The sequence below is a fragment of the Clostridium sp. HGF2 genome, from assembly GCF_964240115.1.
GTDB classification, from domain to species: Bacteria; Bacillota_I; Bacilli_A; order Erysipelotrichales; family Erysipelotrichaceae; genus Clostridium_AQ; species Clostridium_AQ innocuum.
Window position 1 is genome coordinate 109389 of record NZ_CAXSSO010000007.1, and the last position, 22896, is coordinate 132284.

The 22896-nt window shown below is 45.1% G+C and carries 23 protein-coding genes and 2 pseudogenes; 22 read left to right on the forward strand and 3 right to left on the reverse strand.

Features of this window, described 5'->3' with window-relative positions; translation table 11 throughout:
• Positions 1 to 365: 365 nt before the first annotated feature.
• From ACESPQ_RS13265 to ACESPQ_RS13280, 4 genes are all read left to right on the forward strand, one after another.
• Positions 366 to 632, forward strand: a complete 267-nt coding sequence (locus ACESPQ_RS13265; RefSeq protein WP_002608672.1) for a molecular chaperone GroES — start codon at positions 366 to 368, stop codon at positions 630 to 632.
• A 22-nt stretch (positions 633 to 654) separates the two neighbouring features.
• Positions 655 to 2274 carry a chaperonin GroEL gene (groL, locus tag ACESPQ_RS13270; protein ID WP_002608673.1) on the forward strand — a complete coding sequence of 540 codons (1620 nt, stop codon included), beginning with the start codon at positions 655 to 657 and terminating at the stop codon, positions 2272 to 2274.
• 252 nt (positions 2275 to 2526) lie between these two features.
• Positions 2527 to 4593: a hypothetical protein gene (locus ACESPQ_RS13275; RefSeq protein WP_373144469.1), complete on the forward strand. Its 2067-nt coding sequence runs from the start codon at positions 2527 to 2529 to the stop codon at positions 4591 to 4593.
• Complete coding sequence (locus tag ACESPQ_RS13280; protein WP_373144470.1) at positions 4581 to 5114, forward strand: hypothetical protein; 534 nt, start codon at positions 4581 to 4583, stop codon at positions 5112 to 5114. Before ACESPQ_RS13275 ends, ACESPQ_RS13280 begins: the two co-directional genes overlap by 13 nt.
• 381 nt (positions 5115 to 5495) lie before the next feature.
• Here the strand turns inward: ACESPQ_RS13280 and bcp are convergent, their stop codons facing one another.
• Positions 5496 to 5960, reverse strand: a complete 465-nt coding sequence (gene bcp / locus ACESPQ_RS13285) for a thioredoxin-dependent thiol peroxidase (RefSeq protein WP_002608676.1) — start codon at positions 5958 to 5960, stop codon at positions 5496 to 5498.
• 102 nt (positions 5961 to 6062) lie between these two features.
• On the opposite strand from bcp, the gene ACESPQ_RS13290 reads away from it, so the two are divergent.
• The 7 genes from ACESPQ_RS13290 to ACESPQ_RS13320 all read left to right on the forward strand — a co-directional run bounded on the left by ACESPQ_RS13290 (position 6063) and on the right by ACESPQ_RS13320 (position 12710).
• Positions 6063 to 6941, forward strand: coding sequence for a Cof-type HAD-IIB family hydrolase (locus tag ACESPQ_RS13290; RefSeq protein WP_002608677.1), 879 nt, complete (start codon positions 6063 to 6065; stop codon positions 6939 to 6941).
• Positions 6942 to 6991: 50 nt separating this feature from the next.
• Entirely contained in the window at positions 6992 to 8014 is a 1023-nt protein-coding gene (locus tag ACESPQ_RS13295) for a LacI family DNA-binding transcriptional regulator (RefSeq protein WP_373144471.1), read from the forward strand.
• Positions 8015 to 8116: 102 nt separating this feature from the next.
• Complete coding sequence (locus ACESPQ_RS13300; protein ID WP_002608679.1) at positions 8117 to 9010, forward strand: ABC transporter ATP-binding protein; 894 nt, start codon at positions 8117 to 8119, stop codon at positions 9008 to 9010.
• Positions 9007 to 10173, forward strand: coding sequence for an ABC transporter permease subunit (locus tag ACESPQ_RS13305; RefSeq protein WP_373144472.1), 1167 nt, complete (start codon positions 9007 to 9009; stop codon positions 10171 to 10173). The genes ACESPQ_RS13300 and ACESPQ_RS13305 overlap by 4 nt, the downstream gene beginning before the upstream one ends.
• A complete protein-coding gene (locus tag ACESPQ_RS13310; protein WP_257379119.1) occupies positions 10160 to 11167 on the forward strand; it encodes an ABC transporter permease subunit in 1008 nt (335 codons plus the stop codon). Before ACESPQ_RS13305 ends, ACESPQ_RS13310 begins: the two co-directional genes overlap by 14 nt.
• Positions 11168 to 11175: 8 nt before the next feature.
• Positions 11176 to 11376, forward strand: coding sequence for a hypothetical protein (locus tag ACESPQ_RS13315; protein WP_035303530.1), 201 nt, complete (start codon positions 11176 to 11178; stop codon positions 11374 to 11376).
• On the forward strand, positions 11373 to 12710 hold the full coding sequence (locus ACESPQ_RS13320; RefSeq protein ID WP_373144473.1) for an ABC transporter permease subunit: 1338 nt from the start codon (positions 11373 to 11375) through the stop codon (positions 12708 to 12710). The genes ACESPQ_RS13315 and ACESPQ_RS13320 overlap by 4 nt, the downstream gene beginning before the upstream one ends.
• A 93-nt stretch (positions 12711 to 12803) precedes the next feature.
• Here the strand turns inward: ACESPQ_RS13320 and ACESPQ_RS13325 are convergent, their stop codons facing one another.
• Positions 12804 to 13634, reverse strand: coding sequence for a choline kinase family protein (locus ACESPQ_RS13325; protein WP_118002272.1), 831 nt, complete (start codon positions 13632 to 13634; stop codon positions 12804 to 12806).
• Between the two features lie 70 nt (positions 13635 to 13704).
• On the opposite strand from ACESPQ_RS13325, the gene ACESPQ_RS13330 reads away from it, so the two are divergent.
• Genes ACESPQ_RS13330 through ACESPQ_RS13350 form a run of 5 tightly spaced genes read left to right on the forward strand, consistent with a single transcriptional unit; the run spans position 13705 to position 17557 of the window.
• Positions 13705 to 15378, forward strand: a complete 1674-nt coding sequence (locus ACESPQ_RS13330) for a B12-binding domain-containing radical SAM protein (RefSeq protein WP_002608684.1) — start codon at positions 13705 to 13707, stop codon at positions 15376 to 15378.
• Positions 15375 to 15962, forward strand: coding sequence for an RdgB/HAM1 family non-canonical purine NTP pyrophosphatase (gene rdgB, locus ACESPQ_RS13335; RefSeq protein ID WP_373144474.1), 588 nt, complete (start codon positions 15375 to 15377; stop codon positions 15960 to 15962). Before ACESPQ_RS13330 ends, rdgB begins: the two co-directional genes overlap by 4 nt.
• Before the next feature lies 1 nt (position 15963).
• A complete protein-coding gene (locus ACESPQ_RS13340; protein WP_002608686.1) occupies positions 15964 to 16473 on the forward strand; it encodes a tRNA (cytidine(34)-2'-O)-methyltransferase in 510 nt (169 codons plus the stop codon).
• Complete coding sequence (locus ACESPQ_RS13345) at positions 16470 to 17063, forward strand: hypothetical protein (RefSeq protein WP_002608687.1); 594 nt, start codon at positions 16470 to 16472, stop codon at positions 17061 to 17063. Before ACESPQ_RS13340 ends, ACESPQ_RS13345 begins: the two co-directional genes overlap by 4 nt.
• Positions 17060 to 17557 (forward strand): GNAT family N-acetyltransferase, encoded by a 498-nt coding sequence (locus tag ACESPQ_RS13350; RefSeq protein WP_118002271.1) that lies wholly within the window; start codon positions 17060 to 17062, stop codon positions 17555 to 17557. The genes ACESPQ_RS13345 and ACESPQ_RS13350 overlap by 4 nt, the downstream gene beginning before the upstream one ends.
• Positions 17558 to 17701: 144 nt before the next feature.
• On the opposite strand, the gene ACESPQ_RS13355 is transcribed toward ACESPQ_RS13350, so the two are convergent.
• The gene (locus ACESPQ_RS13355; RefSeq protein ID WP_002608689.1) at positions 17702 to 17947 is read right to left on the reverse strand and encodes a DUF3892 domain-containing protein; all 246 of its coding nucleotides are present in this window, start codon (positions 17945 to 17947) and stop codon (positions 17702 to 17704) included.
• A gap of 63 nt (positions 17948 to 18010) precedes the next feature.
• Here ACESPQ_RS13355 and ACESPQ_RS13360 point away from each other — a divergent pair, with 63 nt between their 5' ends.
• From ACESPQ_RS13360 to ACESPQ_RS13385, 6 genes and pseudogenes are all read left to right on the forward strand, one after another.
• Positions 18011 to 18574, forward strand: a complete 564-nt coding sequence (locus tag ACESPQ_RS13360) for a hypothetical protein (protein ID WP_002608690.1) — start codon at positions 18011 to 18013, stop codon at positions 18572 to 18574.
• Between the two features lie 135 nt (positions 18575 to 18709).
• Positions 18710 to 19984, forward strand: coding sequence for a hemolysin family protein (locus ACESPQ_RS13365; RefSeq protein ID WP_002608691.1), 1275 nt, complete (start codon positions 18710 to 18712; stop codon positions 19982 to 19984).
• 10 nt (positions 19985 to 19994) lie between these two features.
• The gene (locus ACESPQ_RS13370) at positions 19995 to 20462 is read left to right on the forward strand and encodes a RidA family protein (RefSeq protein ID WP_002608692.1); all 468 of its coding nucleotides are present in this window, start codon (positions 19995 to 19997) and stop codon (positions 20460 to 20462) included.
• 135 nt (positions 20463 to 20597) lie between these two features.
• Positions 20598 to 21011 carry a competence protein ComK gene (locus ACESPQ_RS13375; RefSeq protein WP_002608693.1) on the forward strand — a complete coding sequence of 138 codons (414 nt, stop codon included), beginning with the start codon at positions 20598 to 20600 and terminating at the stop codon, positions 21009 to 21011.
• 89 nt (positions 21012 to 21100) lie between these two features.
• A pseudogene (locus tag ACESPQ_RS13380) lies at positions 21101 to 21686 on the forward strand (recombinase family protein).
• Positions 21625 to 22797: pseudogene (locus ACESPQ_RS13385) on the forward strand (RNA-guided endonuclease InsQ/TnpB family protein). The pseudogenes ACESPQ_RS13380 and ACESPQ_RS13385 overlap by 62 nt, the downstream one beginning before the upstream one ends.
• Positions 22798 to 22896 lie beyond the last annotated feature (99 nt).

Below are 22896 nucleotides of genomic sequence, written 5' to 3' on the forward strand. Positions count from 1 at the left end.
TTTGTTTGATTGCTTCCTTCATTCCGTAAGACAACATCCGACACCACATGCTATGCGTGATTGAGTGCTGTAACTTATAAAGAGCAAAGAATTGAAGATAAATCAAATAAAAGGGATCCGTTCTGAGCAACGGGTTCTTTTTGCATATGCTGCAGCGCTTCTGCATAGAATACTGCGTAACCAGCCCTTACAGGGGCCATACAGATGTTACCTGAAATCTAAGAAAACTAAGCCTCCGGAATTCGCAATAAAAATTTTCTCATCTTTTTTTAGCAATCCTCTTGCCAAAGTGCTAATTTTGAGTATAATAGTATGTGTTAGCAGTTGAGAACTGCGAGTGCTAAAAGACAAGGAGGTATTTTTATATGTTGAAACCATTACACGATAACGTCATTTTGAAGAAAGAAAAGGCAGAGAAGGAAACGACGACAGCGAGCGGAATTATCCTGACTGACAATGCAAAGAATGTACCAAGCTACGCAACGGTGGTAGCAATCGGACCTGACAGCAAGGCTGATATCAAAGAGAATGACAAGGTGGTATATAAAGAGTACTCTGGTACAAATGTAAAGCTGGATGAAGAAGAATACATTATTATAGAAGCAGAAGATATCTTAGCAGTATTAGCATAAAACATAACAGGAGGTAAGGAACATGGCAAAAGAAGTACGTTTTTCAAAAGATGCAAGAACAGCAATGCTGAATGGTGTGAATGTACTGGCAGATGCAGTACGTGTAACACTTGGACCAAAGGGACGTAATGTCGTTTTGGAGAAAGAATACGGATCACCGCTGATCACCAATGACGGTGTCAGCATCGCAAAGGAAATCGAGCTGGAAGACAAGTTTGAAAATATGGGTGCCAAGCTGGTATATGAGGTTGCGAACAAAACCAATGATACTGCCGGTGATGGTACAACCACTGCTACTATTCTGGCACAGAGCATGATCAGCAACGGTCTTCGTCAGGTGGAAAAGGGAGCAAATCCTGTCCTGATGAGAGAGGGAATTGAATACGCAAGCAAGGAAGCAGCAAAGCATATTCTGGAAAAATCCCGCAAGGTGGAAACGAGTAATGATATTGCAAGCGTAGCAGCAATTTCCAGCGGAAGCAAGGAAGTTGGCAAGATCATTGCCGAGTCTATGGAAAAGGTTGGACGCAACGGTGTAATTTCCGTTGATGAATCCAATGGATTTGATACAGAGCTGGAAATCAGTGAAGGTATGCAGTATGACAAGGGCTATGTATCTCCATATATGGTAAGCGATCATGAAAAAATGCAGGCTGAGCTGGAAAATGCATATGTGCTGATCACTGACCAGAAAATCAATAATGTACAGGAAATCCTGCCTGTTCTGGAGCAGGTTGTCCAGACAAACAAACCGCTGCTGCTGATTGCAGATGATATTGAAAATGAAGTTACTTCCACATTGGTTGTTAACAAGCTGCGTGGTACCTTTAATGTAGTAGCTACCAAGGCACCTGGCTTCGGTGATAACCAGAAGGAAATTCTGAAGGATATCGCAATTCTGACAGGCGCAAACTTCTATTCCAAGGATTTAAGCATGGATCTGAAGGAGATGAAGCTGGAAGATTTGGGAACTGTTAAGAAGGTAGTTGTAACAAAAGACAATACGACAATGATTGGTGGTAACGGCTCTAAAGATGCTATTGACGCACGTGTAAAAGAAATCAGTGCACAGATGGAAAATTGCAAGAGTGATTACGACAAGAAGCGTTATGCAGAGCGTCTTGGTAAGCTGAGCAATGGTGTTGCCATCATCAAGGTTGGAGCAACTACAGAAAGCGAGCTGAAAGAAAAGAAGCTGCGTATCGAGGATGCTTTGAATGCAACACGTGCTGCGGTTGCGGAAGGTATCGTAATCGGTGGCGGTGCTGCTCTGGTTGAAGCTTATATCGCATTAAAGGATGAACTGAAATCCGATGTTGTGGATGTTCAGAAGGGTATCAAGGTTGTCATGGATGCACTGCTGGCACCAATTGCACAGATTGCAGAGAATGCAGGATACAATGCGGAAGAGATTGTTGAACAGCAGAAAACTGCAAAAGAAAACATCGGTTTCGATGCGAAGAATGGAAACTGGGTGGATATGTTCAAGGAAGGCATCATTGACCCTACAAAAGTAACAAGAAGTGCACTTCTCAATTCTGCAAGTATTTCCGCTCTGTTCCTGACGACAGAAGCTGGTGTTGCAGCAATTAAGGAAAAAGAGGCACCGGTACCTCCAATGCCTGCCGGACCAATGTACTAAGAACAAGCTATGGTGATATAAAACTGCTGTACGGACGCATATCCGCAGCAGTTTTTTATGTTAAGCACACAGGGTTAGCTGTACAGTATCCATACGTCGTCTTTAGTTAGGCGGTGTATTATTGTAATTGTTTATATCAGAAATTCATAAAAGTAACCGTATGCTGTCTTTTCTTTAGAAAATCTTTTGTTTTTTTTACCAGGTTCCTTAAATTTCGTTATTTATAATACCAATAGGGGAAAAGGAGGCTTTATGGAACAAGAAAAAAAAGAACGAAGGCAGCATGGGTTTCATCCGCTGCAGGATATCGGACAGCTGTTTCTATCTCTGTATAACAGTATGAAAAAGGGTTTGCGCGGTGTAGGTGTGCTCGCTTCTTTGCTGAAGCAGAGGGTATGGGAGCGAATAGAGGATTGTCAGCTGCGTCAGAAGAATCAGAAAAGCAGAAAACAGATATTGCGCATGGAGGATGAACAGAGTCAGCAGATAAGGGATATTTTATTTCCCAGAAATGCAAGAACCGGTCAGCATGCAACAACGATTATACTGTTTGCGACCTTTGCTCTGCAGCTGATATCGCTGACAACAACCTATCGCGGCGCTCGCTATTATCTGCTCGATCTCAATCCGCTGGCACCGTTTTTGTTTGCGCTGGTTGTTCAGGTTTTGTTGTTTTACTTCAGTAAACAGGCCGGACAGCATGCACATATGAAGCCGACACGCTATATGATATTTCTTATGATTGTCTGTATTTCCGTACTTACATCCTATGTCGGAATCATCAATAATACAATATCGCCACTGAATGATTATAAAAATCAGTATAAGGAATATCAGAGCAGCTTTGCAGCAGCCAAGGATGAGCTGCGCACGCTGTATGGAGATTACGTGTCCTATGAGCGAGCGTTGAATTCTTTGCAGAATCAGGCAAACCAGCTGATACAGATCACGGACAGTGCTATCGCATCCATTCAGAAAAAATCCGGTACGCTTCAGAACATCCAGCCTTCCACCTCGGTAACCACATCACAGCAGAGTGATGGAGGAAGCAGTGTTACACAGACTACGGATCAAAAGGAGCTGACCAGGGCTCTGGAGAAGATTGCAGATAATGAGGAGAAGGCTGAAAAGCTGAAAGCAGCTATCAAGCAGCTGCAGAACGCAAGCAGTTCTACGAGTATGAAGCATATGAAAAAAGAGCTGGATGAGCTGTCTGCTGAAACCCGTCAGCAGCCTTCGCAAAAGGCATATACCGAATTTCAGAATCTGACGATGTCCTACAATCATTTACTGGATACACTGAACGCCTTTTTGAAGGAAGCTGATGCGGAAGGCATGAAGGATTTGAAAACGCTGAATATAAGTCTGGATCAGGTTATTCAAATGGTGGGGCAGTACCGTGAATTTCAAAAGCTTACCCTTACGGATATTCAAAAGCTGCAGCAGAAACATAACATTCTGGGCTCTGACCAGCAGGAAAAGGGATCCACGGTTTCCAGTCTGCTGAGTGCCTTTCTGCCATTCCGCAATATGCATCAGGAGGAATATCAAAAATTCCGTATCGATCTGGAGCTTCAGATATCCGACAGCTATTATGCATTAAAAGAGCATGCTAAGGTATTGCAGGCCTTGGATAAAGAAGCGGTGAACAGGATTATGAAAACACTTGATGAAAGCTATCAGAAGCATCATTCCTTCACAGATATAACGGTAATTGCATTTTCGCGCTTTACACAATCGCAGGCGGCGCGCAATACAGCGCTGATCTGCTTTCTGATCGCATCGCTGGTTGATGTCATATCGGCTATTCTGCCGTTTTTCTGGATCAACCGTTACAACTCAGCACTGCATGGCAGAAAAAAACACGGCGGGGATCCGGAAGAAGAATTGCTGGAACAGCTGTATTATGCTGCGGCTTCACAGCTTCCGGTACAGCACAAGGACATTCGAATCTATGTATGTGAGGTTCTCTCCTATCTGAACACCTATATACAGCTTTATCAGGAGGTACCCTTTGCGAAGGAGGATGGTTACGTTATGATGGCTGCGCGACAAAGTGTTGAACAGCCCGGGTATCATGCAATCAATTCTGTCCTGCTAACTCTGCATCAGTTAAACACCATATCCATACAGGATCTGCATCAGATGAAAATACAGTATTACAGCTTTCATGAGGATGTGGGGCTTTTACAGGAGGATTATGTATACATCATGAGCAGCGACCTGCTACTGTGGCTGCAGCAGCATCTTCTTGCGGTACTGCATCAGCAGAGGCTGTTATCGGAAATGAAGGGAGGGATGATGGAATGCAAGCATTGAATGTTGCCGCAATCCTTCTGACAGGCAGTGCCTGCAACGTCTTACTACTGCAAGCCAGACATCGCCTTCTCATTTGCCGTATCCCTGCACTGGTGATCTTTCTTCTGCTGGATTTACCGCTTTACGGCATTCTGCTCTATCTGCACGCAGACACTGCTGAGGCATTGCTTCGCAGGGCTGTTTTGGGCGGTGGCTTCGCTATCGGATGCATCGTAATTGCCCTGCTCTTTCAAAGAAGAAAAAAAGCGCTGCTTTCTTACGGTGGTGAGCTTGTTTCCGTGACCGCGTCACTTCAGCTGTTCACCTTGCTGTATACAGGAGCAGCACTGCTTTACCTGCATTTCGTGCAGACAAGCGGACTGACAAGAGAAATCTGCATGATGATTATGGAGCACCTTCTTTTGTTCTCCATGGTTTCGTGTTTTCTCTGTCTGCTTGAACAGTGGTTTCAGGTAAATGCATGCAGTGAAGCACTGCGACAGCTGCATAAAAGCCGATTGCGGATACGGCAGAAAAAATAAGAGCGAAGCTGTCATAAAAGGAACCTTTTTACTGCAGGGTGTTTGCGAACAGGGGCTTCAAATTCTATGGTTAAATACGATCTATTGCATTATGCCATGAGTAAGAATCCCGAAAGGATATCCGCGATCTCTTTCGTGCAAGGCTGAAAGCAGTTGACAGTATCCGGTTAAAAGCAGGCGAATACAGAATCGCCTGCTTGTTCTCTCTGTTCTGCATGGGATCCATACAGCTCATGAAAATAGCTGAACCTCATCAGCGAAAAGCACAGAAAAAAAGAGATTTCCGAGCTTGTGATTGGAAATCTCCCCACTTCATGACCTAAGGAATACGCAGCACACAGCTGCTTTTTTCTGTGTTCAAAGAAGCGTGTACAATGATGTCTATCTGATATCCTTTACATACTGCAGTATATCGGCAGCGTTATTGGCGGGACTGGCCTTCTCAAAGGTTTTGATGATAACTCCCTCCTCATCGATGACATACGTGGAACGTGTTACTCCCATATAGGTCTTCCCGTACAGCTTTTTCTCCTTCCAGACATCGTAGGCCTGAATAACGCTCAGTTCTGTATCCGACAACAGAAGGAAGGGAAGCTCATACTTCTCTTTAAATTTTATATGGGAAGCACTGGAATCCTTGCTGATTCCGATTACGACGATATCCTCCCGTTTAAACTCCTCGTAGGCTGCCTTGAATGCACATGCCTGTTTGGTGCATCCCGGTGTATTATCCTTTGGATAAAAATACAAAACGACCTTCTTTCCCTTGAAGTCATGTAAAGCAATCGGATTGCCATGTTCATCCGGTAATGTAAAATCAATGGCCTTGCTGCCAGTTTCCAGCATATCGATCAACTCCTGTCTTTTCTTTATTCTAGCACGATTTTCATTGTGAAGAAAGTCGAATGCATGGTAAAATAAACAGGTATGTGAAAGTGAGGGTATTATATGATAAAACTTGTGGCATGTGATCTGGACGGCACGCTGCTGGATGAAAACCATCAGCTGTCACAGCGCAATATTCAGGCGATACAAAGACTTCATAAGGCAGGTATCAACTTTATGGTGGCGACAGGACGAAATTATCAAAGTGTTGCGCCCATGTTCAAAAAAGAAGGAATTCACTGTGACTGTCTGCTGCTGAACGGTGCCTTGATTACAGATGCGTATGGAAAACGGCTGTCTCATACACCCTTGACGCCGGGAATCGCTGAGGCAGCATTGCGAATTCTGGAGGAAAGCACGCTGCCCTACCATATGTATACCGGTGAAGGAATTGTGAGCAGTACACCGAAACAGGGCAGAGCAATGTTTATCCGGCATATGCGCAAGCAGGGGATGCGGGATAAAGAAATTCATGAGCTCATGGAAACATCCTCCTTTGGAAGGTATGACAGAGAAATCGATGATCCCTTTCAATATCTGATGGAGGAGCCGATTATTTATAAGCTGGAAGCCTTTGGGGATGATGCACAGCAGCTGCAATCAGTGCGGATGCAGCTTTCCGGCATGAAACAGACATCGGTAACGAATTCTGTGGCCGATAATATAGAAATAACAGCAAGCGATGCGCAAAAGGGTCTGGCTTTGAAAAAGCTCTGCGCAAAACAGGGGCTGCATCCGGATGAGGTGATGGTATTCGGTGACAGTCTGAATGATCTGTCCATGATGCGGGAATTTCGTTACAGTTTTGCAATGGCAAATGCCGAAGATATCATAAAGGAAGCCGCCGGCTATCAGACATTGAGCAATGCAGCGCATGGGGTGGCCCACGTGCTGGAACAGCTTCTGGAGGCTGCTACTGAAAAAAGGGTTTCCAATTTATAGAAAATAAGGTAAAATAAAGCTATATGACTCATGGAAAGGATGTTCGAAGTATGAAAAAAGCTACCATTGCGGACGTTGCTGAACTTGCCGGTGTTTCCAAAGCAACCGTATCCCGCTATCTCAAACAGGAAAATGTACGGGAGGAAATAGCAGAGAAGATACGTGCTGCCATTGAAGAAACCGGTTATGTTGCCAGAGGAAGTAAAACAGATAAAGCAAATGACAAAACGGCGGAGACAAAGAGTGAAAAAGGGAAGCACACAGGCAGGGTAAAACAGAAAAATTACCGGCTCGGTGTGCTGGTTAAGGATATTGCGCTGCCCCGCACAAGAAATATAATTCATGCATTGAAGGATGTGCTGAAGGAGCAGGGTATCACATTCTCAATCTGTGTGACCGATGGAATGGAGGAGCTGGAGGAAAAATATCTTACCTCCTATATTGTACAAAATGTGAACGGCATCATCATCGAAGGCTGTTCCAGTGTGGAGTTTATTCAGAAGCAGATGCGTACGACCTCGATTCCGGTTCTGTTCCTGAACGAGGATAAAGAACAGCAGAACTGCTGTTGTTTGCATGAGGTACAGGCCGGAGAGGTGCTGGGAGCCTATATGCTGAAAAAGCAGCAGCTGGTTGTCCGTTATCTCGGGGTTGATCAGATGCTCGCGGATCAGCGGCTGCAGGGAATCCGAAACTGCTATCATGAAAAACGGCAGCCCATCGATCTCAAGGTGATTCTCTGTACTGGCAGCTATGCGGATATCTATGAGAAAATAAAAGAAATCTTTACGGAGAAAATTGATCTTCTTTTACTGGAACGTGATGAGATGGCGATTCCCCTAACCAAATTCGCAAGGGAATATCATATCGCGATTCCGCAGAATGCATCGGTAATCAGCTTTGGCGGACATGAGATTTGCCGCGTGATGTCACCTGCTCTTCATGCACTCGCATATGATTATACAGCATATGCCAGGGATATCGCAGCGCATATGAATGCATTGATTGAAAAAACTGCTGTTAAGGAACAGACGGCTGCCTTCTCGATTTTTGAAGGAGAAAGCGTACGTTAGCTGATATTCAGATATCAGCTTTTTTTCTGAAAAAAAGAGATACTATTGCAATTTCCTTTGTAACCATTTACAATGGCTTTATAAAAGTTAGGGAGTGAACATATGATAAGGGCTGAAGTGAGAAATCTGTGCAAATCCTTCGGAAAGCATAAGGTTTTGAAAAATGTGAGCTTTTCGATTCAGGATCATGAGATCGTAGGGTTTATCGGACCGAACGGGGCAGGAAAATCAACTACAATGAAATGCATGGCGTCATTGATATATCCAACCAGCGGACAGATCATTATCGAGGGACATGATCTCGCAAAGGAGCGGGAGCTCGCTTTACAGTATGTATCGGCGATGATTGAGGCACCGGGGCTGTTTCCGACGCTGAGCGGCTATGAGAATCTGCAGTATTTCGCAAGACTGAAGCATGTCGATCAGAAACGGATAGAAGAAATTGCGTCCTTCACCCGTCTGCATAAGAGTCTTGATAAGCGTGCAGGCCAGTATTCCATGGGGATGAAGCAGCGTCTGGGTCTTGGAATTGCACTGCTGGGGCATCCGAAATTTCTGATTTTGGATGAGCCGACAAACGGACTCGATCCCAGAGGTATCATGGAGCTGCGTCAGGAGCTGCGGCAGCTGGCGGATGATGAGGATGTGTCAATTCTTATATCCTCACATCAGCTGGGTGAAATAGAAAAAGTTGCGGACCGGATCATCTGTATCAATCAGGGAGAAATCGTGGAAACGCCGTCTGCCATACACAATGCATATATATATACCTTTTACATGCAGGAAAAGGATTTGGCGGAAGCCGCAGCGATTCATATGGAGGATGCACAGCTTGAGCGGGTTGATCAGGGGATAAAGGCGCATTTTCGTAATGAAAAGGGGATGAATGCCTATCTGCAAGAGCTGCTGCGTCTGCATATTGATATCATGGATATCGTTAAGGAAAATGTGGATATCGAGTCTGTTTACCGGGAAGTATATGGTGATGGTTCATGAAAAAAATCATTCTGGCAGAATTAAGGAAAAGCTGGAGGGGAAAACGGGTTCTCGTGGCTTTTGCGGCCTTTCTCTGCTTTTTCTCGGTTGTGTATGTAAACTGTCTGCAAAAGGGGAAGGCATATGAGGATGATCTCATCATGCAGCTGCACTACCAGAATGCAATCGTAAGTACAAGGTGTGGAGATTTGATGTACACCTTGCAGAATACGCCTGTTGAGAAAGAAAAACCGGGTCAGCGTGAGGAAGCATACGGCTGGTGCAAAGTAACGGATAATGTATCCAGCTGGACATATCTTCGACAGGCACCGGAATATTTCGACTGGCATAATACAAATGCCTATGCCATAGGGCGTGCCGAAACCCTTCTTGCGCTGATGGATCGCGGTTACTACCACGATGAGCTGAAGGGCTATGGAATCACAAGGAAAACCCTGGAAACGGACAGGGCGTATTACCGTTATTTTGAAGCACAGGATATACCGCCATACACAACACCGTATGAGCCCAATCTCTTAAACTTCATCCTTCAGATGTTTCAGCATGATACGATGCTGCTGCTCATTGTTGTTGTATCACTGTTAATGGCAGATCAGATTTGTCATGACTATGACAGCGGCACCTATAAAGCCATATACAGTCAGCCGATTTCCAGAAAAAAGCTTATTATCGCAAAGGTATCCGCCGCTGCAGCTGTAATTCTGTTAACCCTTCCGGCTGCACTCGCTGTATTTTCCGTTGTGCCGCTGTCGGCCTATGGAATGGGAAGCAGTGCATATCCGTACATTGTACATACCTATGATGTCGTATCATGGACATGGCTGCTGCAGCGGATCCTGCCGTTCTCCCTTCTTGTAATTCTCTTTTATATGACTGTGGCCGCGCTGCTGGCCTCCTGGCAGAAAACGATATCCAACACCATGCTTTGTATCGGCTCCCTGCTGATCCTCATTTACTTCCTCATCCGTATATCCGGATATTCCATACCGCTGTTTTCCTGGATACCGTTCTTCTACATATATCCGATGGAAATCGCTGCGCATGATTTCACGTTGGACTTGCTTCCGTGTACAATTCTCTGCATTGCCGGCAGCCTTATGTTTTTCCTGCTGCATATCTTTATCATAGAAAAACGGGATTTGGAAGGTGGTGTCCGCTCATGAAGCGGCGATTCTGCGTATACCGGCAGGACAGGGGGACTGCATGAGGGCTCTGCTGTATGCGGAAATACGGAAAAGCTGGAAAGCAAAGCGGTTTCTGGTATCCGTTCTCGCATTTCTATGTTTCTTTGCGGCAGTATATGCAATTGCTTTAAAGAAGGAAAGGGCATATGGGGATGCACTGGTCATGCAGCTGCATTATGAAAATCCTGTCGCAGATAATCAATGTCAGACACTGCTGTTCAATCTGCAGCGTACACCGAAAGAGGAGGAAGCCCCGAAGCAGCGAGAGGAGGCGTATTTGAGGTGTGATATCCAATACGCGACATCCTCCTGGACCAATATGCAGCAATCTCCTGAATATTTTGACTGGCATGATACCGTTCGCTATGCAAAGGAGCGTGCACTGGGTTATCAGAAGCTGCAGGAGCTTGGTTTATCCATGGACATGGTGAAGGAGCTGGGGATAACAAAGGATACGCTGCACCGTGATCATACCTATTATGCGTATTTCCTCAATCATGATATGAAGCCGTATACCAGTCCCTATGAGCCGACACTGTTAAACTTTCTTATGCAGATAGTTCAACAGGATACCATGCTGTTGCTGCTGCTTGTTGTTGGCGTATTAATGGCGGATCAGATTTGCCATGATTTTGAGAGTGGGACATATAAGCTCATATACAGTATGCCAATCTCCAGAGGTACTCTGCTGATTGCCAAACTGCTGACAGCATCCTTTGTGATTCTGCTTTCCTTTACGATTGCTCTGCTGCTGTTTTCCATCCTGCCCCTTCTGCAGCATGGACTGGGAAGCATGCAATACCCATACATCGTTCGCTCGTATGAGGTGAGTACCTGGTCATCCTTAATGATCAAAGCGGTGCCGCTTTCCATGCTTGTGGTTTTGTGCTATATTGTGCGGCAGCATGGCTGGCATCTTGGCAGAAGACGGTGTCCAATACGCTGCTGTGTATCGGCTCCCTTTTGCTTGTGATATATTTCATGATGCGTATCTTTGGAAATTCGTCCCCTCTGTTTTCCTGGATTCCGTTTTTCTATCTGCATCCGCTGGAAATTGCTGCACAGGAATATGCAGCGAACAGTACCCTGTGTATGATGATGTGTGCGCTGTGGCTGCCGCTTTTATTTGTCGGGACCATACACGTGATTAACCGATCCGACCTGGAAGGAGGTATGCGATGATGCTGGAAATAAAAAAACTGCTGCGTAAGAGAAAGTTGTGGATTGCCATGGTCTGTGTCCTGCTGTGCGGTGTGCTGAGCGCAGTGGATTTGAATGAGAAGGCAGCAACCGAGCACAGAGCGCTCTACGCTGATGCACTGGAGGCGGAGAACAAAGTGAAGCATCAGCTGTTCATGCTGATGACGGATGACAATGCCGCGTATTTCAAAACCCTGACACAGAAGAGTGAGCGCTTAAAATCAGCCATCCAGAATAAGGACTGGAGGGCTGTGAATAAAAATTATGCCGAAGTGAATCTGCTGCATGCAAGACGTGTTTCCGCTCTGTATGCTACACGGAACTTCGATTTGTATTATCGTGAATATGTAACGAAGGAGGATACGCTGGAGGCATTGCGCAGGGAACGAAAGCTTCCGGAATTTTCCGATCGTGAAATATCAGAGGACTGGGCGAACAGCTACATGGACAATGATGAAACTCAGATGTTTCCGTATTATCAGTTTACCGCCCGGTTTTATGATCAGCTGGAAAAGCAGGGGATCGCCACTTTGACCTATTCCACAACGGACAGCGCTACGCTGATCGTTCAGTTCATGCGCTCCCTGTTTCCGATACTGCCGGTTATATTGATCACGCTTCTGTGCTTTGACTCCATTCATGAGGATCGGGACAGCGGTGTTATCAAAACACTGCTGTCACAGCCATGCAAACGCATTCGTTATCTGCACCAGAAAATACGCACCAATCTTGCGGCGCTGTGTGCCATATTCTTTATACCGCTTCTGCTGCTTTCCCTGTGCTTCGGCATCTTTGATCACTATGAGCGTATGCAGGCACCGGTGTTGTCCAATGTGCAGGGATTGACCTCTTTGGAACAGATGGAGAACACCCTGGCGGAAACAGAAGAAAATAATGCAATGACATATACGCTTGGAATTACGCGGTATTTTTCCATTCCTTATCAGGCACAGAGTCCGAATTCCAAATTTGATTTTTTGCCGATGTGGCAGTTCACAGGCTGGTGTGTCCTGATGGCGCTGCTTGTCATCCTCTTCTGCATGCTGCTGAATATGCTGTTTAATGCCATTTGCAGAAACAAGATGACATCACTGGTTCTGACGCTTGCCATTCTGCTGCTTGGCATGGGAATTGCACAGCCGGCCAATACCGAGACATGGTATGCATGGCTTCCGTTCACCTATTTCAATCCCGTGGACATTCTCAGCGGCTACACATCCTATACCTATCTGAATGGTATTCTGACGTTGGGAATATCCTGCGGACTCCTGTATGTTGCAACACGCTGGATCTTCCGGAAAAAGGATGCAGCATAAAAAAATCCGCTCACCTGCGGCAGCATCAGCCAGCTTCAACGTATGCGAAACAACATATCACAGCATACGTTGAGAAGCTTTGGCACAGCGGTATCAGGTGTTCGGATTTTTTCTTTTTAAGGCCTCGTATTTATCACGGGCAATTGCGCGGTATACGCTCTCATGGCGGCTTTCCCACATCATCATCGCCCAGCAGCACCATAACAGATTCTGGAAATTCTCCCAGATATCAAGCTGCCTGCGCACGGTAGCATTCATTTCGTTGAAATACACGGCATAGAAGCGCTCCCGCAGGGCCGGATCCTCTATCTGGTTCTCACTCAGAAAGGACATCACATCAAACAGCGGATCGTTGTTAGCTGCATATTCATAATCAATCAGATAGGTCTTATCCTTTGTGAACAGGATATTCCCATCCACCCAGTCGTTATGACAGAGGGTGCGGGGATTGTTTAAATGATAAACTGCCTGTATGGCATCCTCATACGGGGTCAGATCGTACAGCGGCTGTCGGAGGCGGTTGCGATAGCCCTGCAGTCGACGAATCGGTTCAAAATCGGCATCCACACGCTTCTGCAGCGAATGGAACCGTTTCATAAGGGCAGCTGTCCGCTCCAGCTTGCAGGGGTCTTCGCATTCCCTGTAGGTTCTGGCATCCGGCAGATACCGTGTAACCTTATAGCCGCTTGCTTCATCATAATAAATCGTTTCCACATCGATATCCGCGTCCCGTACAGCCTCCAGAGCCATCGTTTCGTGATGCCGGTTCACAATATGCTCGCTGTCTGCGCGGGGAATGCGCAGGACATATGTTTCCTGATTCATTTCCAGAAGGAAGTTCTGATTGGTCAGCCCTTTATGCATATCACGTATCGTAATATCCGGATCGAAAAACAGTGTATCCAGAAAATCCATTGCTTTCATTCATATCACCTGTTTAATCATAGCATATTTAAGTAAAATTTGTTAGAATAAATAGCGAGAAGGTGAAGAAGTGAAAAAAGTTCTGCTGACGACATGCAATGCTAAATATATACATAAGAATCTTGCTTTGCGCTGGCTGTATACGACAGCTCCGCATAAGGAATGCGTCACGATAAGGGAATATACGATAAAAGAGCAGGAGGAGTGGATCGCACAGGATATTTTATCCGTACAGCCGGAGGTGGTATGCTTCAGCTGCTATATATGGAATATTCAGCTGATCCGAAGGGTCATTGTTTTGCTGAAGCAGCAAAACAGCAATCTGCATATACTGGTTGGTGGTCCGGAGGTCAGCTACGAGTCCTATGATCTGCTGGATGAGGGTGTGGATGCCATCAGTATCGGAGAAGGGGAACAGAGTGTATGGGAATACATCACCATGCTGGAGGAAGCAAAAGCGTATCCGGTTTCAGGTATTTACACAAAGCAGTATCCCAATACGGAATATCGCAAAACTGACCTTGCATGGCTGGAGCGCTTTGAAGCACCGTATTTCATGGAAATGGATGAGGCGGGGATGGACAGGCAGTATTTTTATCTGGAGACAAGCAGAGGCTGTCCATACGGCTGCACCTACTGCCTGTCCTCCGCCGATCGAGCTGTCCGCATGTTTTCCATGGAGTATATCATGAGGATACTGCACAAGCTGAAGGACAGCAGAGTAACGCAGGTGAAGCTGCTGGATCGCACCTTCAATGCAGATCCCAAGCGCGCTTTGCAGATTGCACGCTATATGAATGAATACTGTACTCATCAGATTTTCCAATTTGAAATCGTTGCGGAAACACTGAGTGAGGAGCTGCTGCAGTTTTTCTGTGAGGAGGCTGTTCCCGGTCGCTTCCGCTTTGAAATCGGCGTGCAGTCCTTTCACACCAGGACGCTGCACGCGGTTGGACGCACCCAGAATAACGAACGTCTCATAGAGGTCATTCAGCGACTGAAGGCAAGCGGTGCTGTCATGCATGTGGATTTGATTGCCGGTCTGCCCTATGAGGATCTGAATTTGTTTCAGGTCTCCTTTGATACTCTGTTTTCCCTGCAGGCCAGTGAGCTGCAGCTTGGTATTCTCAAGCTGCTGAAGGGAACCAAGCTGCGAAGTCAGCGGGAAAGCTATCACTTCGTGTTTCAGGAAAATGCCCCCTATGATGTTCGGGCCAGTGCGTGGCTGAAGGAAGAGGAGATGCAGCGGATTCATGCGTGTGCAGAGGCGGTTGAAAAATTCTGGAACAGCGCAGCCTGTCGCAGTGTGATTACCGCAATCCTGAAGCTGCACTGGTATGAGAGTGCATTTGCATTATTTATGGATCTGGGACAGGAGTATGAAAAGCTGCCTCGTCCCTATCAGCCCTATGAGCTGTTTCGCTGCTTTTATCCGTTACTGAATACACAGGATGAACGTCTGGTGGATGCCATCCTGCTGATGCAGTATTACCGTAATTTTAAACAGAAGCCGCATCGCTTCACACGGCCATGGGTAACGCTGGAGAAAAAAAAGGAGCTGCTTTCCTTTGCCCTGAAGCAGGGGATTGCCAATCAGGATACGCTGTTTCGCTATGGTGTGGCGGATATCGGCTATTGCGGGGAAGCAGGCTATCAGCTGGTGCTGTACAATCGTCACCAGCAATATCCGAGACAGTGGTTTATCAATGAGAAAATAACAGAAATCAAGGAGATGACACGATGAAAGAAATCATGCTTGCAAGCGCCAATGCGCATAAGGCGCAGGAATTTGAAGGAATGCTCAGGCCGCTTGGATATACCGTGAAGACATTGCTCGATCTAAAGGAGGATATCGAGATTGAAGAAACAGGGACAACCTTTGAAGAAAATGCCCTGATTAAGGCAAAGGCAATTCATGAGCGTCTGGGAATCGAGGTGATTGCGGATGACAGCGGTCTTGCTGTCAATGCGCTGGATGGCGCACCGGGTATCTATTCCGCACGCTTTATGGGCAGGGATACCTCCTATGATGTGAAAAATCAATATCTGATCGATCAATGCAGGCATGCCGAGGATAAGGGCTGTCAGTTTATCTGTGCGATCGCCTATGTGCAGGCAGATGGCAGTGAGCATGTCTTTACCGGAGTCGTAGAGGGCATTGTGGCAGACCATATGGAAGGCGCAAAGGGCTTTGGCTATGACCCTATTTTCTATTATCCGCCTTATGGAACCACACTGGCAAATGTGAGTGAGGAACAGAAAAACCGTGTTTCCCATCGCGGGCGTGCGCTGGCAAAGCTGGTAGCCTTTATGGAAAAGGAGAAATGATATGCTGCACCTTGTACTATATGAACCGGAAATCCCGCAGAACACCGGTAACATGATGCGGACCTGTATGGCAACCGGCACCCGTCTGCATCTGATACAGCCGCTGGGCTTTTCACTGGATGAACAGCATCTGAAAAGAGCGGGTATGGATTATGTGAAGGAGCTGGAGTATACAATCTATAAAAGCTGGGAGGAATTCACTCAGCAAAATCCCAGTGATAATTATTATTATATGACGAGATACGGCAAAAAAGCACCTTCGCAGTTTGACTTTACCAAATGTGAGGGCGATATCTATTTTATTCTGGGCAAAGAGAGTACAGGAATTCCCAAGACGATTCTTTCCCGGCAGCTGGAGCACTGTATGCGCCTTCCCATGGTGGCCAATGCGCGTTCCTTAAACCTCAGCAACTGCGCGGCAATCATCCTCTATGAGGCTTTGCGGCAGCTGGATTATCCGGGTCTTTCCGGTGTTGAGGTTATTAAGGGAGAGGATTGGCTGACAACATGATTGAATGGCTCGATCAATTCGTCGATACACGGGCAAAGCGCCGGCATTTATTGTATTTAATTGCCTTATCCTCATGCATACTGCTCGTGCTGCCCTATCTGTTTCTCGGCCTTCGCCTGCTGCAGCTATCTGATTATCCCTCAGTATTCGCGTTGCTGAAGGAGCCGCTGATTTCACAGACCTATGTATCACGTATTATTCTGGATACGATTTCCCTTGCATCCTTTTCTTTTACAAAGGCGATCACAGTTCTGCTGAAGGAGCTGCGTCCATTTGAGGTGGTAACGGCACTGCTGTTTCTGCTCGTCTTCCCGGCTGTAGAGAAAAAGCGGAGTACGACCGTTGTGCTGAGTGCCGCACTGCTTGCGGCAGGTGGTATCTTTTTCTGTACCTGGCAGGGACTTTCCAGCACATCGCTGGCACAGGCAGTCGTCTATATCCGCTGTATCGGCGGAATTTTGTGTGTTCTTGGCGGGGTGCTATTATGCTTTCTATTCTATTATACACGCAGGCAGCTGAAATCCTATTATCTGGCATTGCAGATACGGGTAGAAGAATTGGAAGAACAAGAAACTGGAGGCAGCTTATGATAAAGACAAAACGGCTGAGCATACAGCCCTTTCAGGAAGCAGACTGTACCGGCATGGTGAATCTGCTGTGCAATGAAGAAATTAAGAAAACCTTTATGATTCCGGATTTTGCAACAAAATCCATGGCAGAGCGCCTGTTTCATCAATTCAAGGAATGGTCATATGAGGAAGCGCGTTATGAGCGTGGAATCTATCTTGGTGATCAGCTCATCGGGTTTGTCAATACTGTGGAGGCAGAAAAAAGCTGCATTGAGCTGGGGTATGTGATCCATCCGGCACATCATAATCACGGCTATGCCACAGAGATGTTACAGGCAGTACTAGCAGATCTGTTTGAAAAAGGCTATCATGAAATCTGCGCAGGGGCCTTTCAGGAAAATACTGCAAGCTGCCGCGTTATGGAAAAGTGCGGTATGAAACGGATACAGAAAACAGCAGAGGTGGACTATCGCGGCCATCTGCATACATGTGTCTATTACCGTATTCGTAAATAATGACAGGAATTTTATCAGTGAAGTGATATGCGCAAGAAAACGGCAGACAGCCCATGCGCATCCACTGCTGCTTATATCAGAAAATAAAAAAAGAACATGTGCGATTGCCGATGGCAGCACATGTTCTTCTTTTGTACGCGTTTCTTAGAACTCTTTCAGGTTACGCAGGTTTGTGGATTCGTCTCCATCGTTAATTCCACGAATGTGACGAGCTCCGTCACGTCCTGTGAATGGAAGAGCGTTTTCGATCATACCCTGTTCAACAGCCTCTAAAGCCTGTTCGTAGTCGTAAGTCTTTCCATTGTTGTCCTTGAACTCGCTTAATGTACCATCACTGTTACGACGAGCTGCAACGAAACGTGTCTTTTTGCTTGTTTTTTCTTTTTTCATTTTTTCTTACCTCCTGACATTATTGTGAACACCAATCGCATATTTATACATAGGAGGGATACTGTGAAATTCTGGAAATTAAAAATGAATGACAGGAATTATCTGCTGGTGAGTGTGCGAAGAGAGCACATGCGGGATGTTACACTGTGCAGTGAACAGATGCAGCAGGAGCATCAAAGCTTTGCGGGGAGTATTGTAAGGGAGGATATCCGCTTTCAGATTGTGGAGGATGCAAATACTGCAAATTTATGCAGTTTGGAGGCGGTATGCTGTCTGGGGTTCTGGTATATGAAGCAGTTTGAGAAGGATACCTGCAATATCCGGTTGCAGGAGCGGGAATGCCGCATGAAATGCTTCCGCAACCTGGTGACTCTTGAAATCCGGGAGCATGATACGTACCGCATGCCTGAAGCCTACGAAATACAGGATGCTATGCATTTCAGTACGCCGGAGGGCTCAGAAACACTGATTCCGGTCTATCGCAAGGCATATCATGACGATCTCCTGCACAAAATAGCTGTAGGCGTATCCCGCGGCGGAAAAAGCCTTCTGCGCTGGTCCAACAACAAAATCTACCTTTCTGCACCGGTGTATATGGATTATGAGGGCATTGCAAGGAAAATGTGATGAGTTGGGTGAAGATTGAAGAAGAATATAGTCGTTTCCATTGAAATTTTCCGATTTTCGTTTATAATAATGTCTATGGTGAAGAGCCTTTAACCATCTTTTTCTAAACGGACATACGGTAGGGAGTGGTAATTCTTGGATGGATCGCAAATATGTCTTCTCATCGTTTTACTTATACTGGTAGCTTTCAGTGCACTGTTTTCGTCAACAGAAACGGCATATTCCTCTGTGAATATGATACGTTTGAAGCAAATGGCGAAAAACGGAGATAAGCGTGCCCGTACAGCGTACAGCATTTCCAAAAACTTTACGGCTGCAATTACAACAATATTGATTGGAAACAACGTGGTGAATATTCTGGCAACCTCCATTGCGACAGAGCTGTTTACACAGATGTTCGGGAGTGCCGGTGTAGCAGTTGCCACAGGAATCATGACGGTTCTGATTCTGACATTTGGAGAAATTACGCCGAAAATTGTTGCGAAAGCAAAAGCGGAATCCGTAGCTTTGTTTATGGCAAAGCCGCTTTCCATCATGGTGCTGCTGTTTCGCCCGATTTCCTTTGTTGTGGAATCGATCGAAGCGCACTGGGAAAAGAAAATGGAAATTGAAAACGTTACGGCAACGGAGGATGAGCTTCTGGAGATCGTTTCAACGATTGAACAGGAGGGAGTTCTGGAGCAGGAGGAGCGCGAGCTGATTGAAAGCGTCATTGAGTTTGATGATAAGAATGTACGCGATATCATGGTACCCAAGGATCAGGTTGTTTTTCTGTATGACAATGCCACCTATGAGCAGATGAAGCAGGTTCTTCATGATCACAAGCTGTCCCGGCTTCCGGTGATTTCCTATCAGACAACCGAGGTTGTCGGTATTCTGCGCGTGCGCGATGTACTGGATGCTCTTCTGGAGGATAAGGAAATCGTCATTTCTGAGATGATGCAGGAGCCGGTATTCGTTACACAGCGAAAGAAGCTGCCTGCGGTTCTGGAGGATATTCAGAAATCGAGGGAGCATATGGCGATTGTTGAGGAATCTTTGACTTCCCATGTGTTTGTCGGAATTGTCACGCTGGAGGATGTATTGGAAGAGCTGGTAGGAGAGATCTATGATGAATATGATCCTCTTCCCAATCACGTCGTGGAAATCGGACACCATACCTTTACGATTGACGGGAATGTGTCGCTCGTTGATTTCTTCGATACATATGTAGAAGATCAGGATGCGCCGAAAACAAAGGCGAGAACCTTCGCCGCCTGGATCTTTGAACTGAATAACCATCGCAAGGTCCGCAAAGGCCGTGAAATAGAATTTGAAAACTTTGAAATCAAGGTTCTGGATACCAAGGATGGTATGGCAGCCAGAATCGAAATGCAGATCTTGTCACAAATGGATGACGATTTAGACTAGGAGGAATACTATGAACGTATTTTTGAAAGCAGTAAAGCCTGCAAACGCACCAAAGGCGCTGGGGCCTTATTCTCCGGCAGTGAAGCTGGGAGACTTTGTTTACCTGAGCGGGCAGATTCCCTTAAACCCGGAAACAGGAGAGGTAGAAGGAACGACAATCGAAGAGCAGACTCACCAGGTCATGAAGAACATCAAGGCTGTTCTTGCGGACATGGGGCTTGATTACAAGCACATCGTTAAGACGACGATCTTTGTCAGCGATCTGAATGACTTTGATAAGCTGAACGAGGTATACGGCAGCTATCTGGAGGAACCATATCCGGCAAGAAGCTGTGTGCAGGTAGCACGTCTGCCAAAGGATGTTAAGGTAGAAATCGAATGCATTGTGATTGATACCCTGGTTTATGAACAGCAGATGGCAGCGCAGGAAAGCGGATGCTCAGGCTGTGGCGGCGGATGCGACGGAGGCTGCTGCTAGAAGAGGTCATATGGGAACGGAGTAAATCTGTTCCTTTTTTTATGCAGGAAATTCTCTCGTATTTGATTACTTTTTGTGCATTTTCCGATTCCTGTGATATAACGATTAGGTGAATGCTTTTTGGGAGGCGGGGAAATGGTTTATTATTTGCAAAGAATTGATGAGAGAAGCTGCTTAATGGTGCAGGAGAATCAGCAGCAGGCACGACTGCAGGAGCCTGTACTTGTCATATTACAAAGACTGTGTATGCGTCATGGCTCCACCTTTGAGGGGAGAAGAGCAGCAGCTGCACGCAATCTGGATATTCATCAGAAGGTGCCGATTCTGTTATCAGAGATTTACCGGGATGTATTATTTCCGACAAAAGCAATGCGCAATCCCGATTGTATCTGGATCAATTACCGTGCAGTAGATGAGGTGCACCGTCTGGAAAAGGGCTGTGTGGTACAGTTTCATGATGAAAGTAAATTGTCTTTATCAGTCGATATCCGCTGTATTCGCAGAAGCATGCGTCTGTGTGAACGCTATTTGTCTTTTCTGAATTCCTGAGGTATATATATGGTATAATGATATCCGCAAGGAGAGATTATAAGATTATAAAAACATAGAAAATGTGTTTGTGAGAAAGGTGTCTTATTATGAACAAATCAAATACCGCAAATTATAAACCAAAAGATTTTGCAGAATTATTAGGTGTTTCTGTTAAAACATTACAACGCTGGGATAGGGAGGGGATATGAAAGGCAAATCGCACTCCAACAAATCGTAGGTATTACACTCATGACCAATATTTACAATTTAAAGAAATACATACATACAATGATATAAGAGATATTGTTATATATGCGAGAGTGTCTACAGGAAACCAGAAAGACGATTTAAAAAACCAGATTGATTTTTTAAGGCAGTTTTGCAACGCAAAAGGAAGTATAAGAAGTTATGGAGAATAAAATTTCCAGTAAAGACAGATTTATACGCTTTGGCTATGATTGGTTTGAAAAGCTCTGCCAAAAATTCAATACTAGAATCATTGTTGTAAATAATGAATCTCTTTCGCCAAACGAAGAATTGGTGCAGGATATCATATTTATCTTACATGTGTTCAGTTGTAGATTGTATGGATTAAGGTAATACAAGAAACAGATAAAGGAAAACAAGGAAATTGCTAAAGAGTTACAAAACGGAAATCAACCCAACTCTGGAACAAATACAGAAAATCAATAAAACGATTGGTACTTGCCGCTTTGTATATAACTTTAATCTGGCCCGTAATAAAGAAGTTTATGAAAAAGAGAAGAAATTCATATCCGGCATGGACTTCTCAAAATGGTTAAACAACATCTATTTAAAAGAAAATCCTGAGTATGTATGGATAAAAGAAGTCAGTTCAAAATCTGTAAAGCAAAGTATTATGAACTTCGAAAGGGAATTCAGGAGATTCTACAAAGGACAATCCGGGTTTCCCAAATTCAAGAAAAAAGGCAAATCGGATGGTAAGATGTAGTTTGTGAAAACAGATTCTAAAGTAACCATACCATGCAAAAGACATCGTATGAAAATACCGACGCTTGGATGGGTAAGATGAAAAGAAAAGGGATATATCCCTACGGACTCTAGTATTTACATTATCAAGAGCGGCGCTGTTTCATGTAAGGCTGGACGATAGTATGTGTCAGTTTTCGTTGAACAACCGGAACAGGTATGTCCACAGTTAAAAGATATCGGATTAGGAATTGACCTTGGTGTCAAGGACTTTGCTGTTATCAGCAATGGTATTGTAAAGAAGAACATCAATAAAACTGCAAAATTAAAGAAGGTAGAGAAACAGTTAAAACGAGGACAGCGTTGCCTTTCGAGGAAATACGAAAGCTTAAAGAAGCGCAATAAAAATGAAGGAGGAAAAGCTACTCGATAAAATATCCGAGAGCAAGTAGTAAAGGTACAAGGATTTCATCATAGGATAGAGAATATCCGTACGGATTATATAAATAAAAGTGTTAATGAGATGGTGAAGACCAAGCCGTCTTATATCACTATTGAAGATTTGAACATATCTGGCATGATGAAGAACAGGCATCTTTCCAAAGCAGTTGCTTCGCAGAAGTTCTATGAATTTAGAGCGAAACTGGGAGCAAAATGCAGAGAATAAGGGATTGAATTAAGAATTGTAGATAGATGGTATGCATCCAGTAAGCTTTGTCATGAATGTGGTTGTATCAAGAAGGACTTAAAACTTTCTGACAGAGAATACGTGTGTGAATGTGGCTGTCATGCAAACAGAGATTATCATGCAAGTCTTAATTTAAGAGATGCTATATCCTACAAAGTAGCATAACCAGGGACTTGTAGGCATGTACCGATGGCTTTCGTCGGGAATTTACGACTGTGGAGTATACAAGAACTTGTGAGTAGTATCTGGATGTATCCAGTACAA